This is a genomic window from Streptomyces sp. RKAG290 (assembly GCF_023701695.1).
Classification (GTDB): domain Bacteria; phylum Actinomycetota; class Actinomycetes; order Streptomycetales; family Streptomycetaceae; genus Streptomyces.
On record NZ_JAJOZC010000001.1, the window covers coordinates 6,397,464 to 6,413,440 of the forward strand.

A 15,977-nucleotide genomic window follows, 5' to 3' on the forward strand; every position below is an offset into this window, starting at 1 on the left:
CGCGAGCCCCGGCGCGATAGGCTCGGAGGCGGTGACCGGCCGCGACGACGGCCGTCGCCGAACGAGCAGATACAAGACAGAGACAGACGACAAGCCAGAGAGCGGTGCACTGTGTCCGGTGGTGAGGTGGCCGGGATCCTGGTGGCCGTCTTCTGGGCGATTCTGGTTTCGTTCCTCGCCGTCGTGCTGGTGAGGCTCGCCCAGACGCTCAGGGCGACCACCAAACTCGTGGCGGACGTGACCGAACAGGCCGTCCCGTTGCTCGCCGACGCGTCCGCGACCGTGCGCTCCGCGCAGACCCAGCTCGACAAGGTCGACGCGATCGCGACGGACGTCCAGGAGGTCACCTCCAACGCCTCGGCGCTCTCCACCACCGTCGCCTCGACGTTCGGCGGCCCGCTGGTCAAGGTCGCCGCGTTCGGCTACGGCGTCCGCCAGGCCATCGGCCGCAAGACCGGTGCCGAACCGGAAGCGCGCTCCCGGCGATCGGTGATCGTCGGCCGGACCGTGCCGTCCGCGCGTGGCAAGAAGCGCAACGGCAGAAATTCCCGCGGATCGAAGGACTGACGCAGCGATGTTCCGCCGTACGTTCTGGTTCACCGCCGGCGCAGCCGCCGGCGTCTGGGCCACCACCAAGGTCAACCGGAAGATCAAGCAGCTGACCCCCGAGAGCCTCGCGGCGCAGGCCGCCGACAAGGCGCTCGTGGCCGGTCACAAGCTCAAGGACTTCGCCCTGGACGTCCGCGACGGCATGGCCAGACGCGAAGCCGAACTGGGCGAGGCGCTGGGTCTCGAGGCCCCGGTCGACCCGGACCTCCCGGTGCAGCGCCACCTTCCCCTCGAGGCGGCGGAGTCCGACGGGCGCAGGACGCCCGCCCGGTACCGCAAGCCTCCTTACCACTCGTACAACCGGAATGAGGACCACTGATGGAGTCGGCCGAAATTCGTCGCCGCTGGCTGAGCTTCTACGAGGAGCGCGGTCACACCGTCGTGCCTTCGGCGTCGCTCATCGCGGACGACCCGACTCTGCTGCTGGTCCCGGCCGGCATGGTGCCCTTCAAGCCGTACTTCCTCGGCGAGGTCAAGCCGCCCGCCCCGCGCGTCACCAGCGTGCAGAAGTGCGTCCGTACGCCGGACATCGAAGAGGTCGGCAAGACCACCCGGCACGGCACCTTCTTCCAGATGTGCGGGAACTTCTCCTTCGGCGACTACTTCAAGGAAGGCGCCATCGAGTACGCCTGGGAGCTGCTCACCGGCTCCCTCGCGGACGGCGGCTTCGCCCTCGACCCCGAGCGCCTGTGGATCACGGTCTACCTGGACGACGACGAGGCCGAGGCCATCTGGCGCGACAAGATCGGTGTCCCCGCCGAGCGCATCCAGCGGCTGGGCAAGAAGGACAACTTCTGGTCCATGGGCGTCCCCGGCCCCTGCGGCCCCTGTTCCGAGATCAACTACGACCGCGGCCCCGAGTTCGGCGTCGAGGGCGGCCCGGCCGTCAACGACGAGCGGTACGTGGAGATCTGGAACCTGGTCTTCATGCAGTACGAGCGCGGCGCCGGCGACGGCAAGGACGACTTCCCGATCCTCGGCGACCTGCCCTCCAAGAACATCGACACCGGCCTCGGCCTCGAACGCCTCGCGATGATCCTGCAGGGCGTGCAGAACATGTACGAGACCGACACCCTGCGCGTCGTCATGGACAAGGCCACCGAGCTGACCGGGGTGCGCTACGGCGCCGCCCAGGGCACGGACGTCTCCCTCCGCGTGGTCGCCGACCACATCCGCACCTCCGTCATGCTCATCGGCGACGGCGTCACCCCCGGCAACGAGGGCCGCGGCTACGTGCTGCGCCGCATCATGCGCCGGGCCATCCGCAACATGCGGCTGATGGGCGCCACCGGTTCGGTCGTCAACGAGCTGGTCGACGTCGTGATCGACACGATGGGGCTGCAGTACCCCGAGCTGATCACCGACCGCAAGCGCATCGAGACCGTCGCCCTCGCCGAGGAAGCCGCCTTCCTCAAGGCCCTCAAGGGCGGCACGAACATCCTCGAGACCGCCGTCACCGAGACCAAGGCCGCCGGCGGCCAGGTCATCGCCGGTGACAAGGCCTTCCTGCTCCACGACACCTGGGGCTTCCCGATCGACCTCACCCTGGAGATGGCCGCCGAGCAGGGCCTGTCCGTGGACGAGGACGGCTTCCGCCGCCTCATGCAGGAGCAGCGGGACAAGGCCAAGGCCGACGCCAGGGCCAAGAAGACCGGTCACGCCGACCTGTCCGCCTACCGTGAGGTCGCCGACAACTCCGGCGTCACCGAGTTCACCGGCTACACCGCCACCGAGGGCGAGTCGACCGTCGTCGGTCTCCTCGTCGACGGCGTTCCCTCGCCCGCCGCCACGGAGGGCGACGAGGTCGAGGTCGTCCTGGACCGCACCCCGTTCTACGCCGAGGGCGGCGGCCAGCTCGCCGACCAGGGCCGGATCCGGCTCGACACCGGCGCCGTCATCCAGGTGCGCGACGTCCAGCAGCCGGTGCCCGGCGTCTCCGTCCACAAGGGCTCGGTCCAGGTCGGCGAGGTGACGGTCGGCGCCCACGCACTCGCCAGCATCGACAACACCCGCCGCCGCGCCATCGCCCGCGCCCACAGCGCCACCCACCTGACCCACCAGGCGCTGCGCGACGCCCTGGGCCCGACGGCCGCCCAGGCCGGTTCGGAGAACTCCCCGGGGCGCTTCCGCTTCGACTTCGGCTCGCCCGCCGCCGTCCCCGGCACCGTGCTGACCGACGTCGAGCAGAAGATCAACGAGGTGCTGGCCCGGGAGCTGGACGTCCAGGCCGAGGTCATGTCCATCGACGACGCCAAGAAGCAGGGCGCCATCGCCGAGTTCGGCGAGAAGTACGGCGAGCGGGTCCGGGTCGTCACCATCGGCGACTTCTCCAAGGAGCTGTGCGGCGGCACGCACGTCCACAACACCGCCCAGCTCGGGCTGGTGAAGCTGCTCGGTGAGTCGTCCATCGGTTCCGGGGTGCGCCGCATCGAGGCCCTCGTGGGTGTCGACGCGTACAACTTCCTCGCCAAGGAGCACACCGTCGTCGCCCAGCTCCAGGAGCTGGTCAAGGGCCGCTCCGAGGAGCTCCCGGAGAAGATCGCCGGCATGCTCGGCAAGCTGAAGGACGCCGAGAAGGAGATCGAGAAGTTCCGCGCAGAGAAGGTCCTGGCGGCCGCCGCCGGACTGGTCGACTCCGCCAAGGACGTCCGGGGCGTCGCCCTGGTCACCGGCCAGGTGCCGGACGGCACCTCGGCCGACGACCTGCGCAGGCTCGTCCTCGACGTGCGCGGCCGCATCCAGGGCGGCAGGCCGGCCGTCGTGGCCCTGTTCACCACGGCCAACGGCCGCCCGCTGACCGTCATCGCCACCAACGAGGCCGCCCGCGAGCGCGGTCTCAAGGCGGGCGACCTGGTCCGCACCGCCGCCAAGACCCTCGGCGGCGGAGGCGGCGGCAAGCCGGACGTCGCCCAGGGCGGCGGCCAGAACCCGGACGCCATCGGCGACGCCGTCGCCGCTGTCGAACGCCTCGTCACCGAGACCGCGTGACAACGGAGATGACACAGATGCGCCGCGGACGCCGACTCGCCATCGACGTCGGCGACGCCCGGATCGGGGTCGCCTCGTGCGACCCCGACGGGATCCTCGCCACGCCGGTGGAGACCGTGCCCGGCCGCGATGTACCGGCCGCCCACCGGCGGCTCGGGCAGATCGTCTCGGAGTACGAGCCGATCGAGGTCATCGTCGGTCTGCCCCGGTCCCTCGGCGGTGGCGAGGGACCGGCGGCGGCCAAGGTCCGCGCCTTCACCGATGTGTTCGCCCGCGCGGTTGCACCCGTTCCGGTGCGATTGGTGGACGAGAGGATGACCACAGTGACGGCCACTCAGGGGCTGCGCGCATCGGGCGTGAAGTCCAAAAAGGGCCGATCCGTCATCGATCAGGCTGCCGCTGTGGTGATCCTTCAGAACGCTCTGGAGTCCGAACGGGCTTCGGGTAAACCTCCCGGCGAGGGCGTCGAAGTGGTTGTCTGATCGCGATACGGTAACGTTCCGCGCGATGCGGCGGTGTTCGAACAAACACCGCACAGCAAAGAGACGGAACGTCGTCTCGCGGCTCAAGGGGATCGATGACTGAGTATGGCCGGGGCCCCGGCTCCGAACCGTGGCATCCCGAGGACCCCTTGTACGGGGACCAGGGATGGGAAGGCCAGCAGCCTGCCCACGGCCAGAGCCAGTACGGCGGCCAGCAGCAGCCCTATCCGCAGGACCCGTATGCCCAGCAGCAGCCGCCGCAGCATGACCCGTACGCCCAACAGCCGCACGACCCGTACGCGCAGCAGCAGCACCAGCAGTCGCACGATCCGTACGCCCAGCAGCACCAGCAACAGCCGCAGGATCCGTACGCCCAGCAGCACCAGTACCAGCAGCAGCCCCCGTACGGCGCCCAGCAGGATCCGTACGCCCAGCAGCAGCCGTACAACGGCGGCTGGGACACCGGCCAGCAGGCCGCTGCGATGCCGTACGAGGGCCAGCCCGCGGACCCGTACGGATACGGCGAGAGCGCTGACTACTACGGCACCCCCGAGGCCTACCCGCCGCCGCAGCCCCCGGGCCGCCGCGAGGCCGCGCCCGAGCAGTCCCCGGCGCCGGCCCCCGACTGGGACCCGGAGGTCCAGCCGGAGGAGACCCATCCGTTCTTCACGGGTGCGGACGACGGGCGGGCCGAGGACGACGACTACGACGAGGACGACCCCCGCGAGTCCCGCCGCGGAGGCGGCGACGAGCGGCGCGGCAAGGGCAAGGGCAAGAAGAAGAGCCGCAGCGGCTGCGCCTGCCTGGTCGTCTCCCTCGTCCTGGTGGGCGGCCTCGGCGGCGCGGGCTATTTCGGCTACTCGTACTACAAGGACAAGTTCGGCGACGCGCCGGACTACGCGGGTAGCGGCTCGGGTTCCGTCGAGATCGAGATCCCGAAGGGCTCGTACGTCTCCGACATCGGCAACATCCTGAAGAAGCAGGGTGTGGTCAAGAGTGTCGACGCGTTCGTCTCGGCGCAGAGCGAGAACCCCAAGGGCAAGTTCATCCAGGCCGGGGTCTACCTCCTCCACGAGAAGATGTCGGCGGCCGAGGCCGTGAAGATGATGGTCGACCCGAAGAGCCAGAACCTGCTGATCATCCCGGAGGGCACGCCCAACCGCACCGTCTACACCTCGATCGACGAGAAGCTGGGTGTCAAGAAGGGCACGACCAGCGGCGTCGCCGAGAAGCAGGCGGACGACCTGGGGCTGCCGGACTGGGCCGACGGCCACCGGGGCACGCTCGACCCTCTGGAGGGGTTCCTCTACCCGGCCGCCTACCCGGTCACCAAGGGGATGAAGCCCGAAGCCGTCCTCAAGAAGATGGTCTCGCGTGCCAACGAGGAGTACGACAAGGCCGACCTGGAGGCCAACGCCAGGAAGCTGGGGCTCAAGAACCCCTGGCAGCTGATCACGGTGGCGAGCCTCGTCCAGGCCGAGGGCAAGTACAAGCACGACTTCGACAAGGTCTCGCGCGTCGTCTACAACCGGCTCAAGCCCAACAACACCGAGACCAACGGGCTGCTCGACTTCGACTCCACCGTGAACTACGCCAAGAAGCAGAGCACGCTCGACACCGGTGCGGTGTCGGACCTGCGGAACTTCAAGAACGCGTACAACACGTACTACATCCACGGTCTGCCGCCGGGCCCGATCAACAACCCCGGTGACGCCGCCCTGCAGTCGGCGATCAAGCCCACCCCGGGCCCCTGGTACTACTTCGTGTCGGTGACCGAGGACAAGACGCTGTTCGCGGTGACCAACGCCGAGCACGAGCGGAACCGGAAGAAGTACGAAGAGGAGAAGTCCGGCCAGTGAGCACCCCGCACCGGGCAGCCGTCCTCGGCTCGCCCATCGCCCACTCGCTCTCCCCGGTCCTGCACCGGGCCGCCTACGCCGAGCTCGGCCTCGACCACTGGTCCTACGACCGGTTCGAGATCGACGAGCAGACGCTGGCCGGCTTCGTGGAAGGCCTGGACGGCACGTGGGCCGGGCTCTCGCTCACCATGCCGCTCAAGCGGGCGATCATCCCGCTGCTGGATTCCGTCAGCGAGACCGCGTCCTCGGTCGAGGCCGTCAACACGGTCGTGTTCACCGAGGACGGCCGGCGCCTCGGCGACAACACCGACATCCCCGGCATGATCGCGGCCCTGCGCGAGCGCGGCGTGGAGAAGACCGAGTCCGCCGCCGTCCTCGGCGCCGGAGCCACCGCCTCGTCCGCGCTCGCCGCGCTCGCCGAGATCTGCACGGGAGCGGTCACCGCCTACGTCCGCAGCCGGGAGCGCGGTGACGAGATGCGCGGCTGGGGCGAGCGGCTCGGCGTCGACGTGCGGATCGCCGACTGGGCGGAGGCCGAGCAGGCGCTGCGGGCCCCGCTGGTCATCGCGACCACTCCGGCCGGGGCGACGGATGCCCTGACGGGAGACGTACCGGAGATCCCCGGCACGCTCTTCGACGTGCTGTACGAGCCCTGGCCCACCGGCCTCGCCGCCGCCTGGGCGGCCCGCGGCGGCGCAGTCGTCGGAGGTCTCGATCTCCTGGTGCACCAGGCCGTCCTCCAGGTCGAACAGATGACGGGCCGCACGCCCGCACCGCTGGCCGCGATGCGGCAGGCCGGCGAACGGGCACTGGCCGCCCGCTGAGCCTCCTCCCGGCGGCGCGATCCGTCCGTCTGCTGGACCGGCGGCCGGTCCGGGTCCCCGGCCGTGGGAGGATCGGGGGCGGCGGGCCAGGGCCGCGCACCCTGTCGCGCCGTCGGATTTCAGGCGCGAGCATGAGGAGCACCGTTGAGCAGGTTGCGCTGGCTGACCGCGGGGGAGTCGCACGGCCCCGCACTGGTGGCGACGCTGGAGGGTCTTCCCGCCGGCGTCCCGGTCACCACGGAGATGGTGGCGGACGCGCTCGCCCGGCGGCGGCTCGGATACGGCCGCGGCGCTCGGATGAAGTTCGAGAAGGACGAGGTCACCTTCCTGGGTGGCGTCCGGCACGGGCTGACCATGGGCTCGCCGGTCGCCGTGATGGTGGGCAACACCGAGTGGCCCAAGTGGGAGCAGGTCATGTCGGCCGACCCGGTCGACCCCGACGTGCTGGCCGCCCAGGCCCGTAACGCCCCGCTGACCCGCCCCCGGCCCGGCCACGCCGACCTCGCCGGCATGCAGAAGTACGGCTTCGACGAGGCCCGGCCGATCCTGGAGCGCGCCAGCGCCCGGGAGACCGCGGCCCGGGTCGCCCTCGGTGCCGTCGCCCGGTCGTACCTCAAGGAGACGGCCGGCATCGAGATCGTCAGCCACGTCGTCGAACTGGCTGCCGCCAAGGCCCCGTACGGGGTCTACCCGGTCCCCGCCGATGTCGACAAGCTCGACGCGGACCCGGTGCGCTGCCTCGACGCCACCGCGAGCAAGCAGATGGTCGCCGAGATCGACCAGGCCCACAAGGACGGCGACACCCTCGGTGGTGTGGTCGAGGTGCTGGCCTACGGAGTGCCGGTCGGCCTCGGTTCGCATGTGCACTGGGACCGCCGGCTCGACGCGCGGCTCGCCGCCGCGCTGATGGGCATCCAGGCGATCAAGGGTGTCGAGGTCGGCGACGGCTTCGACCTGGCCCGGGTGCCCGGTTCGCAGGCGCACGACGAGATCCTGGTGACCGAGGACGGGATCAAGCGCGCCTCCGGCCGCTCCGGCGGCACCGAGGGCGGACTGACCACCGGTGAGCTGCTGCGCGTCCGCGCCGCCATGAAGCCGATCGCGACCGTGCCGCGTGCGCTCGCCACCGTCGACGTGCTGACCGGTGAGCCCGCCAAGGCCCACCACCAGCGCTCCGATGTCTGCGCCGTACCGGCCGCCGGGATCGTCGCCGAGGCGATGGTCGCCCTGGTGCTCGCCGACGCGGTCGCGGAGAAGTTCGGTGGCGACAGCGTCCCCGAGACCCACCGCAACGTGCAGTCGTACCTCGACCACCTGCAGATCCGATGAGTGCCCCGCTGATCGTCCTCGTCGGGCCGATGGGCGTCGGCAAGTCCACCGTCGGTGAGCTCCTCGCCGAACGGCTGGGCACCACCTACCGGGACACCGACGCGGACGTCGTCGCCACGGCCGGGAAGCCGATCGCGGAGATCTTCTTCGACGAGGGCGAGGAGCACTTCCGCGCGCTGGAGCGGCAGGCCGTCGAGGCCGCGGTCGCCGGGCACGCCGGCGTGCTCTCGCTCGGCGGCGGCGCCGTCCTCGACGACGCGACCCGCACGCTGCTGGCCGGCCACGCCGTCGTCTATCTCTCGATGGACGTCGACGAAGCGGTCAAGCGCGTCGGGCTGAACACCGCGCGCCCGCTGCTCGCCGTGAACCCGCGCCGGCAGTGGCGCGAGCTCATGGAGGCCCGCCGTCACCTCTACACGGAGGTGGCCCGCGTGGTCGTGGCGACCGACGAGCGCACACCGCAAGAGGTCGCCCAGGCGGTCCTCGACACACTGGAACTGCCGGACGCGCCGTCGTCCGGCCGGGAGAACGCAACGATGACGGACCAGGGCCCCACCCGCATCCAGATCGCCGGCAGCGCGGGCACCGACCCGTACGAGGTGGTGATCGGCCGGCAGCTCCTCGGCGAGCTGCCCGCGTTCATCGGTAACCGCGTCAAGCGCGTCGCGGTGCTGCACCCCGAGGCACTCGCCGAGACCGGCGAGGCGGTCCGCCAGGACCTCGCCGGCCAGGGCTACGAGGCCATCGCCATCCAGCTGCCGAACGCCGAGGAGGCCAAGACCGTCGAGGTCGCGGCCTACTGCTGGAAGGCGCTCGGCCAGACCGGCTTCACCCGCACCGACGTCATCGTCGGCGTGGGCGGCGGCGCGACCACCGACGTCGCCGGCTTCGTCGCGGCGACCTGGCTGCGCGGGGTCCGGTGGATCGCCGTACCCACCACCGTGCTCGCCATGGTGGACGCGGCCGTCGGCGGCAAGACCGGCATCAACACCGCCGAGGGCAAGAACCTCGTCGGCGCCTTCCACCCGCCGGCCGGGGTGCTCTGCGACCTCGCCGCCCTCGACTCGCTGCCGGTCAACGACTACGTCAGCGGCATGGCCGAGATCATCAAGGCCGGCTTCATCGCCGACCCGGTGATCCTCGACCTCGTCGAGGCCGACCCGCAGGGCGCGCGCACGCCCGCCGGGCCGCACACCTCCGAGCTGATCGAGCGCGCCATCCGGGTCAAGGCCGAGGTCGTCTCCAGCGACCTCAAGGAGTCCGGTCTGCGCGAGATCCTCAACTACGGCCACACCCTGGCCCACGCGATCGAGAAGAACGAGCGCTACAAGTGGCGCCACGGCGCGGCCGTCTCGGTCGGCATGGTCTTCGCCGCCGAACTGGGCCGGCTGGCCGGACGCCTCGACGACGCGACCGCCGACCGGCACCGCGCCGTCCTGGAATCCGTCGGCCTGCCGCTCACCTACCGCGGCGACCAGTGGCCCAAGCTGCTGGAGAACATGAAGGTCGACAAGAAGTCCCGCGGCGACCTGCTGCGCTTCATCGTCCTCGACGGCCTCGGCAAGCCCACCGTCCTGGAGGGCCCCGACCCGGCCGTGCTGCTCGCCGCCTACGGGGAGGTGTCGGCGTGACCCGCCGGGTCCTCGTCCTCAACGGGCCCAACCTCGGCCGGCTGGGCTCCCGCGAGCCCGACGTCTACGGCGCCACCTCGTACGCCGGACTCGTCGACACCTGCCGCACCGTCGGCAAGGAGCTCGGCTTCGATGTGGACGTGCGGGAGACCAACGACGAGGGAGAGCTGATCCGCTGGCTGCACGAAGCAGCGGACGGTTCAATTCCGGTCGTTCTCAACCCGGGTGCCTTCACGCACTACTCGTACGGGATGCGGGACGCGGCCGCCCAGCGCACCGCCCCGCTGATCGAGGTGCACATCTCGAACCCGTACGCGCGGGAGGAATTCCGCCACAACTCCGTGGTCGCACCGGTCGCCACCGGGACCGTGGCCGGATTCGGCATCGGCTCCTACCGGCTCGCCCTGCGCGCCCTCGCGGACGAACTGACGGACTGACCCACCGCCGCACCGGAAGGCCCACTGGCCGACGGGGCACTGTGGCTCCTCCCCGGCCGTTCCCTCTGTGGCGGCCGGGGAAGGTACGGTTGCCGTTCCACCAGCGCCAGTTGCCTGTACGAGACGGAGTGCCACCGGATGGAGCACGCAGTGGGGGCACCGCTGCCGCCGCCCCAGGGTCCCGGCAACGGGCCCGTCGGCTGGTCGCACCAGGCCCAGCACCCCGGCCCGCCGGTTCCGCCGCCGGCCGGTCACCCCGGCCCGCCCCCGGCGCCTCCCGCCCCGCCCGCCCACCAGGGGCAGAACCAGGGCTGGAGCGGACCCGCACCGCACCAGGCCCCGGCGCAGGTCTCCAGAGAGACCACCGGACACATCCAGCTGCCGCCCGGCGGGCCCGTACCGCTGCCCGCGCCGCCCGCCGAGCCGGGCACCGGTACGGCGACCCTCGCCGTGCTCCTGATCGGCCCGGCAGGCGCCGGGAAGACCACCGTGGCCAAGCTCTGGGCCAGCCGGCGCCGGGTCCCCACCGCCCACGTCAGCCTCGACGACGTCCGCGAGTGGGTCTGCTCCGGCTTCGCGGACCCGCAGACGGGGTGGAACGACCAGTCCGAGGCCCAGTACCGGCTGGCCCGCCGCACCTGCGGCTTCGCCGCGCGCAACTTCCTGGCCAACGGCATCTCCTGCATCCTCGACGACGCCGTCTTCCCGGACCGGCCCGTGGTCGGCCTGGGCGGCTGGAAGCGCCACGTCGGCCCCGGTCTGCTGCCCGTCGTCCTGCTGCCCGGCCTGGAGATCGTCCTGGAGCGCAACGCCGCCCGCAGCGGCAACCGGCGCCTCTCGGACGAGGAGGTCGCCCGGATCCACGGCCGGATGGCCGGCTGGTACGGCTCCGGCCTGCCGATCATCGACAACTCGACGTACGACGTGGAGACCACCGCCCGCGTCCTGGACGACATACTCGCCCGCTCGATAGCCAGCCCGCCGGCCTGGTGAAGTGAAGGGACGCCGGAGGGCGGCCGCCGTCCGCTGACGGCCGCGCCGCCCCCCGGTCGGGTGCGCTGACCGGGCGGGGCTCGGGCTCCGCTCGTACGCTCGATGCATGTCAGAGGTGTACGCCGTCCGCCGCGGGCTGCTCCGCGACCGGTGCGCCGCCGTCGGATCCGCGGCCGCCCTGGTCTCCCGCCCCGCCAATGTCCGCTACCTGGCGGGCGGAGCGCCGCCCGGGGCCGTGCTGCTGCTCGGCCCCGACCAGGACGTTCTGCTCTGCCCGCGCACTCCCACCGGTGATCCGGCCGACGGCCGCACCGACGAACGGCTCCGGGTGGATCTGCTGCCGGTGGCCGGCGGCGATCCGGTGGTCGCCGCCGCGGACCTGGCCACCTCCCAGGGCGCGGAGTCGCTGGCCGTCGAGGAGCACGACCTGACGGTCGCCCGGCACCGGGCCATGGGGTCGGTCGCCCCCAGGCTCCGGCTGGCCGATCTCGGTGCCACCGTCGAACAGCTGCGCATCGTCAAGGACGAGGAGGAGATCGGCTGCCTGCGGATCGCCGCCGAGATCACCGATCAGGCGCTCGGTGAACTCCTCGAATCGATCCTGGTCGGCCGGACCGAACGGCACCTCGCGCTGGAACTGGAGCGCCGGCTGGTGGACCACGGCGCCGACGGCCCCGCCTTCGCGACCTCCGTCGCCACCGGTCCCCACTCCGGCCGGGGCCGCCACCGGCCCTCGGACCGACGGGTGGAGGAAGGAGATTTCCTCTCCGTCTGCCTCGGCGCGAACTACCGCGGCTACCGGTGCGAGATCGGCCGCACCTTCGTCATCGGAACGGCCCCGGCCGACTGGCAGATTGAGCTCTACGACCTGGTTTTCGCCGCTCAGAGGGCCGGACGCGAGGCTCTCGTGCCCGGCGCCGCCTACCGTGACGTGGACCGTGCGGCCCGCCATCTCCTGGACTCGGCGGGCTACGGTGAGGGCCTCGCACCCTCCACCGGACACGGGGTGGGACTCGAAATCGACGAGGACCCGCAGCTGGCACCTGCGGCCATGGGTAAACTGGACGCTTGTGTGCCGGTCACCGTCGAACCGGGGGTCCACCTCCCGGGCCGGGGCGGGGTCCGGATCGATGACACGCTCGTCGTGCGCCCAGAGGCGGACGGCGGACCCGAGCTACTCACCATTACGACCAAGGAGCTGCTCGCGCTCTAGCGCGCATCCTCGGTCGTTCCACCAGCTTCAGTCCAGGAGATTCCGCAACCGTGGCTTCCACGAACGACCTCAAGAACGGCCTGGTGCTCAAGCTCGACGGAGGCCAGCTCTGGTCCGTCGTCGAGTTCCAGCACGTCAAGCCCGGCAAGGGCCCCGCCTTCGTGCGCACCAAGCTCAAGAACGTGCTCTCCGGCAAGGTCGTCGACAAGACGTTCAACGCCGGCGTGAAGGTCGAAACGGCCACCATCGACCGGCGCGACATGCAGTTCTCGTACATGGACGGCGAGTACTTCGTCTTCATGGACATGGACACGTACGACCAGCTGATGGTCGACCGCAAGTCCGTCGGCGACGCCGCCAACTTCTTGATCGAGGGCTTCACCGCCTCTGTCGCCCAGCACGAGGGCGAGGTGCTCTACGTCGAGCTGCCGGCCGCCGTCGAGCTCGTCATCCAGCACACGGACCCGGGCGTCCAGGGCGACCGTTCCACCGGTGGCACCAAGCCCGCCACGCTGGAGACCGGTTACGAGATCGGTGTCCCGCTCTTCATCACGACCGGTGAGAAGATCAAGGTCGACACCCGCTCGGGCGATTACCTCGGCCGGGTGAACAGCTAACCGTGGCTGCCCGGAATACGGCCCGCAAGCGCGCCTTCCAGATCCTCTTCGAGGCCGACCAGCGCGGTGAGTCCGTGAAGACGGTCCTCGCGGACTGGGTACGGCACTCGCGGACCGACACCCGTCAGCCGCCGGTCACCGAGTACACGATGGAGCTCGTCGAGGGGTACGCGCAGTATGCGGACCGGATCGACGACCTCATCGTCACCTACGCCGTGGACTGGGAGATCGACCGGATGCCGGTCGTCGACCGGAACATCCTGCGGCTCGGTGCGTACGAGCTGATCTGGGTGGACGCGACGCCGGACGCGGTGGTGATCGACGAGGCGGTGCAGATCGCCAAGGAGTTCTCCACCGACGACTCCCCGTCCTTCGTGAACGGGCTGCTGGCCCGCTTCAAGGAGCTCAAGCCGAACCTCCGCCGGGAGCAGTAGCTGCCGGCGGCGCTCAGCCGACGAAGGGCCCGCGGTCGACCGACCGCGGGCCCTTCGTCGTGCACCGGCTGCCCTCGGCGCGGGGCAGGGCGGAAAACGAAACGCCGGACCGGCGGGGCGTCCGGGATAGGGCCCCACCGATCCGGCGGTACGTTTCTGCTGGTGTGGCTCAGCCCTCGTCGTGGGCGACCGCGCGACGGGCGTCCGCGTCCAGCACACCCCAGCTGATCAGCTGTTCCGTCAGCACGGAAGGCGACTGGTCGTAGATCACCGCGAGCGTGCGGAGGTCGTCCTGGCGGATCGAGAGCACCTTGCCGTTGTAGTCGCCGCGCTGGCTCTGGATCGTCGCCGCGTAGCGCTGCAGCGGTCCGGCCTTCTCCGGCGGGACGTGGGCGAGGCGCTCCAGGTCCAGGACGAGCTTCGGCGGCGGCTCGGCGGCGCCGCCGGGCGTCGTACCGGGCAGGAGCTCCTGCACCGGGACGCCGTAGAAGTCGGCCAGCTCGGCGAGGCGCTGCACGGTCACGGCACGGTCGCCGCGCTCGTACGAACCGACCACGACGGCCTTCCAGCGGCCCTGTGACTTCTCCTCCACGCCATGGAGGGAGAGGCCCTGCTGGGTGCGGATGGCACGGAGCTTGGCACCGAGCTGCTTTGCGTATTCGCTGGACATAAGGCTCCCGGGACGCTGGAACATTTCGCGGCTCCGCCGCGTGGCTGGTAACTCACTGTGAGGTTACGCAGCGTTACTTGGGTGCGTCAAGCTGAAACGGTCCGGACCGGCACCTCCCGGGGGTGCGACGAGGGCCCTGCACAAGCCCTGGTAACGTGGATGACGCAATTTCGACGTCCTTTAAGATCCGTCCAGTGAGGCGGAGAAGGAGGTCCGTTTCTTATGGACGCACAGCACGACGCCACCGGCAATGCGGCACGCCCCGTTCTCGAGGCTCCCGACATCGCCCGAGTACTCACCCGCATCGCCCACGAGATCGTCGAACGCGCCAAGGGCGCCGACGATGTGGTGCTTCTCGGCATCCCGACCCGGGGCGTCTTCCTCGCCCGCCGGCTCGCCGACAAACTCGAAGAGATCACCGGCCGGAAGATGCCGGTCGGCTCGCTCGACATCACCATGTACCGGGACGACCTGCGGATGCGCCCTGCGCGCGCCCTGGGCCGCACGGAGATCCCCGGCGAGGGGATCGAGGGCCGCCTGGTCGTCCTCGTCGACGACGTCCTCTTCTCCGGCCGCACGATCCGTGCCGCGCTCGACGCGCTCGGCGACATCGGCCGGCCCCGCGCGGTACAGCTCGCGGTCCTCGTCGACCGCGGCCACCGCGAACTCCCGATCCGCGCCGACTACGTCGGCAAGAACCTCCCCACGTCGCTGCGGGAGACGGTCAAGGTCCAGCTCGCCGAGGAGGACGGCCGCGACGCCGTGCTGCTCGGCGTCGAGCGGACCGCCCCGGCGGGCGAGCAGTAGCTGCGCGTCCGTACGGCTCACCTGCCGTACGGCCGCTCCGGCACGCCCGCACGCCTGAATCCTCCAGCCACCCGGAGAACACCCAGATGAAGCGCCACCTCATCTCGGCCGCAGACCTCACCCGCGACGACGCCGTCCTGATCCTCGACACCGCCGAGGAAATGGCCAGGGTCGCGGACCGGCCGATCAAGAAGCTCCCCACCCTGCGCGGGCGAACCGTCGTCAACCTCTTCTTCGAGGACTCGACGCGCACCCGCATCTCCTTCGAGGCCGCCGCCAAGCGGCTGTCCGCGGACGTCATCAACTTCTCCGCCAAGGGCTCGTCCGTCTCCAAGGGCGAGTCGCTCAAGGACACCGCCCTGACCCTGGAGGCGATGGGCGCGGACGCGGTCGTCATCCGGCACGGCGCCAGCGGCGCCCCGTACCGCCTGGCCACGTCCGGCTGGATCGACGGCGCGGTCGTCAACGCCGGTGACGGCACCCACGAGCACCCCACACAGGCCCTCCTGGACGCCTTCACCATGCGCCGCAGGCTGGTCGGGGCCGACACCGGACTCGGCCGGGACCTGGACGGACGCCGGATCACGATCGTCGGCGACATCCTGCACAGCCGGGTCGCCCGCTCCAACGTCCACCTGCTGACCACCCTCGGCGCCCACGTCACCCTGGTGGCCCCGCCGACCCTGGTGCCGGTCGGCGTCGAGAAGTGGCCGTGCGACATCAGCTACAGCCTCGACGAGGTGCTGCCGAAGTCGGATGCGGTGATGATGCTCCGTGTGCAGCGTGAGCGGATGAACGCCGCGTACTTCCCGACCGAGCGCGAGTACTCCCGCCGCTACGGCCTGGACGGCGAGCGGATGGCGAAGATGCCCGAGCACGCCATCGTCATGCACCCCGGCCCGATGGTCCGCGGCATGGAGATCACCGCCGAGGTCGCCGACTCCGACCGCTGCACGGTCGTCGAGCAGGTCGCCAACGGGGTCTCGATCCGGATGGCCGTGCTCTACCTGCTGCTGGGCGGCTCCGAGCCCGCCGCCCCCTCCCACCCGTCGCCCGTCGCCCGTACCGAGGAGAACAAGTAACC

Annotated in this window: 16 protein-coding genes; 15 read left to right on the plus strand and 1 reads right to left on the minus strand. The window is 70.9% G+C overall.

Annotated features, from left to right (window positions below):
• The first annotated feature begins 126 nt into the window (after positions 1 to 126).
• From LNW71_RS28350 to nusB, 13 genes are all read left to right on the plus strand, one after another.
• The gene (locus LNW71_RS28350) at positions 127 to 567 is read left to right on the plus strand and encodes a DUF948 domain-containing protein (RefSeq protein ID WP_250970798.1); all 441 of its coding nucleotides are present in this window, start codon (positions 127 to 129) and stop codon (positions 565 to 567) included.
• Positions 568 to 574: 7 nt separating this feature from the next.
• Positions 575 to 928, plus strand: a complete 354-nt coding sequence (locus LNW71_RS28355; RefSeq protein ID WP_250970799.1) for a DUF6167 family protein — start codon at positions 575 to 577, stop codon at positions 926 to 928.
• Positions 928 to 3,597, plus strand: coding sequence for an alanine--tRNA ligase (alaS, locus tag LNW71_RS28360; protein WP_250970800.1), 2,670 nt, complete (start codon positions 928 to 930; stop codon positions 3,595 to 3,597). Before LNW71_RS28355 ends, alaS begins: the two co-directional genes overlap by 1 nt.
• An 8-nt stretch (positions 3,598 to 3,605) precedes the next feature.
• Positions 3,606 to 4,079, plus strand: coding sequence for a Holliday junction resolvase RuvX (ruvX, locus tag LNW71_RS28365; protein WP_250970801.1), 474 nt, complete (start codon positions 3,606 to 3,608; stop codon positions 4,077 to 4,079).
• A 95-nt stretch (positions 4,080 to 4,174) separates the two neighbouring features.
• On the plus strand, positions 4,175 to 5,938 hold the full coding sequence (gene mltG, locus LNW71_RS28370; RefSeq protein WP_250970802.1) for an endolytic transglycosylase MltG: 1,764 nt from the start codon (positions 4,175 to 4,177) through the stop codon (positions 5,936 to 5,938).
• Complete coding sequence (locus LNW71_RS28375; RefSeq protein ID WP_250970803.1) at positions 5,935 to 6,762, plus strand: shikimate dehydrogenase; 828 nt, start codon at positions 5,935 to 5,937, stop codon at positions 6,760 to 6,762. The genes mltG and LNW71_RS28375 overlap by 4 nt, the downstream gene beginning before the upstream one ends.
• Before the next feature lie 144 nt (positions 6,763 to 6,906).
• The gene (aroC, locus tag LNW71_RS28380; protein ID WP_250970804.1) at positions 6,907 to 8,091 is read left to right on the plus strand and encodes a chorismate synthase; all 1,185 of its coding nucleotides are present in this window, start codon (positions 6,907 to 6,909) and stop codon (positions 8,089 to 8,091) included.
• Complete coding sequence (gene aroB / locus LNW71_RS28385) at positions 8,088 to 9,722, plus strand: 3-dehydroquinate synthase (protein WP_250970805.1); 1,635 nt, start codon at positions 8,088 to 8,090, stop codon at positions 9,720 to 9,722. Before aroC ends, aroB begins: the two co-directional genes overlap by 4 nt.
• Entirely contained in the window at positions 9,719 to 10,159 is a 441-nt protein-coding gene (aroQ, locus tag LNW71_RS28390; RefSeq protein ID WP_250970806.1) for a type II 3-dehydroquinate dehydratase, read from the plus strand. The genes aroB and aroQ overlap by 4 nt, the downstream gene beginning before the upstream one ends.
• Positions 10,160 to 10,297: 138 nt before the next feature.
• Positions 10,298 to 11,152: a Pro-rich N-terminal domain-containing protein gene (locus tag LNW71_RS28395; RefSeq protein WP_250970807.1), complete on the plus strand. Its 855-nt coding sequence runs from the start codon at positions 10,298 to 10,300 to the stop codon at positions 11,150 to 11,152.
• Between the two features lie 106 nt (positions 11,153 to 11,258).
• The gene (locus LNW71_RS28400) at positions 11,259 to 12,365 is read left to right on the plus strand and encodes an aminopeptidase P family protein (protein ID WP_250970808.1); all 1,107 of its coding nucleotides are present in this window, start codon (positions 11,259 to 11,261) and stop codon (positions 12,363 to 12,365) included.
• Positions 12,366 to 12,415: 50 nt separating this feature from the next.
• Positions 12,416 to 12,982, plus strand: a complete 567-nt coding sequence (efp, locus tag LNW71_RS28405) for an elongation factor P (RefSeq protein ID WP_024490947.1) — start codon at positions 12,416 to 12,418, stop codon at positions 12,980 to 12,982.
• A gap of 2 nt (positions 12,983 to 12,984) precedes the next feature.
• Positions 12,985 to 13,416, plus strand: coding sequence for a transcription antitermination factor NusB (gene nusB / locus LNW71_RS28410; RefSeq protein WP_250970809.1), 432 nt, complete (start codon positions 12,985 to 12,987; stop codon positions 13,414 to 13,416).
• A 169-nt stretch (positions 13,417 to 13,585) separates the two neighbouring features.
• Here the strand turns inward: nusB and bldD are convergent, their stop codons facing one another.
• Positions 13,586 to 14,086: a transcriptional regulator BldD gene (bldD, locus tag LNW71_RS28415; RefSeq protein ID WP_014157378.1), complete on the minus strand. Its 501-nt coding sequence runs from the start codon at positions 14,084 to 14,086 to the stop codon at positions 13,586 to 13,588.
• Positions 14,087 to 14,308: 222 nt separating this feature from the next.
• On the opposite strand from bldD, the gene pyrR reads away from it, so the two are divergent.
• Together pyrR and LNW71_RS28425 are read left to right on the plus strand one after the other, a co-directional pair.
• On the plus strand, positions 14,309 to 14,893 hold the full coding sequence (gene pyrR / locus LNW71_RS28420; RefSeq protein WP_250970810.1) for a bifunctional pyr operon transcriptional regulator/uracil phosphoribosyltransferase PyrR: 585 nt from the start codon (positions 14,309 to 14,311) through the stop codon (positions 14,891 to 14,893).
• An 86-nt stretch (positions 14,894 to 14,979) separates the two neighbouring features.
• A complete protein-coding gene (locus LNW71_RS28425; protein WP_365399242.1) occupies positions 14,980 to 15,975 on the plus strand; it encodes an aspartate carbamoyltransferase catalytic subunit in 996 nt (331 codons plus the stop codon).
• Positions 15,976 to 15,977: the final 2 nt, after the last annotated feature.

Coding starts and splice junctions, on each gene's coding strand:
- LNW71_RS28355 (WP_250970799.1), top strand. CDS start 575: ATGTTCCGCCGTACGTTCTGGTTCACCGCCGGCGCAGCCGCCGGCGTC.
- alaS (WP_250970800.1), top strand. CDS start 928: ATGGAGTCGGCCGAAATTCGTCGCCGCTGGCTGAGCTTCTACGAGGAG.
- ruvX (WP_250970801.1), top strand. CDS start 3,606: ATGACACAGATGCGCCGCGGACGCCGACTCGCCATCGACGTCGGCGAC.
- mltG (WP_250970802.1), top strand. CDS start 4,175: ATGACTGAGTATGGCCGGGGCCCCGGCTCCGAACCGTGGCATCCCGAG.
- aroB (WP_250970805.1), top strand. CDS start 8,088: ATGAGTGCCCCGCTGATCGTCCTCGTCGGGCCGATGGGCGTCGGCAAG.
- LNW71_RS28395 (WP_250970807.1), top strand. CDS start 10,298: ATGGAGCACGCAGTGGGGGCACCGCTGCCGCCGCCCCAGGGTCCCGGC.
- LNW71_RS28400 (WP_250970808.1), top strand. CDS start 11,259: ATGTCAGAGGTGTACGCCGTCCGCCGCGGGCTGCTCCGCGACCGGTGC.
- bldD (WP_014157378.1), bottom strand. CDS start 14,086: ATGTCCAGCGAATACGCAAAGCAGCTCGGTGCCAAGCTCCGTGCCATC.
- pyrR (WP_250970810.1), top strand. CDS start 14,309: ATGGACGCACAGCACGACGCCACCGGCAATGCGGCACGCCCCGTTCTC.
- LNW71_RS28425 (WP_365399242.1), top strand. CDS start 14,980: ATGAAGCGCCACCTCATCTCGGCCGCAGACCTCACCCGCGACGACGCC.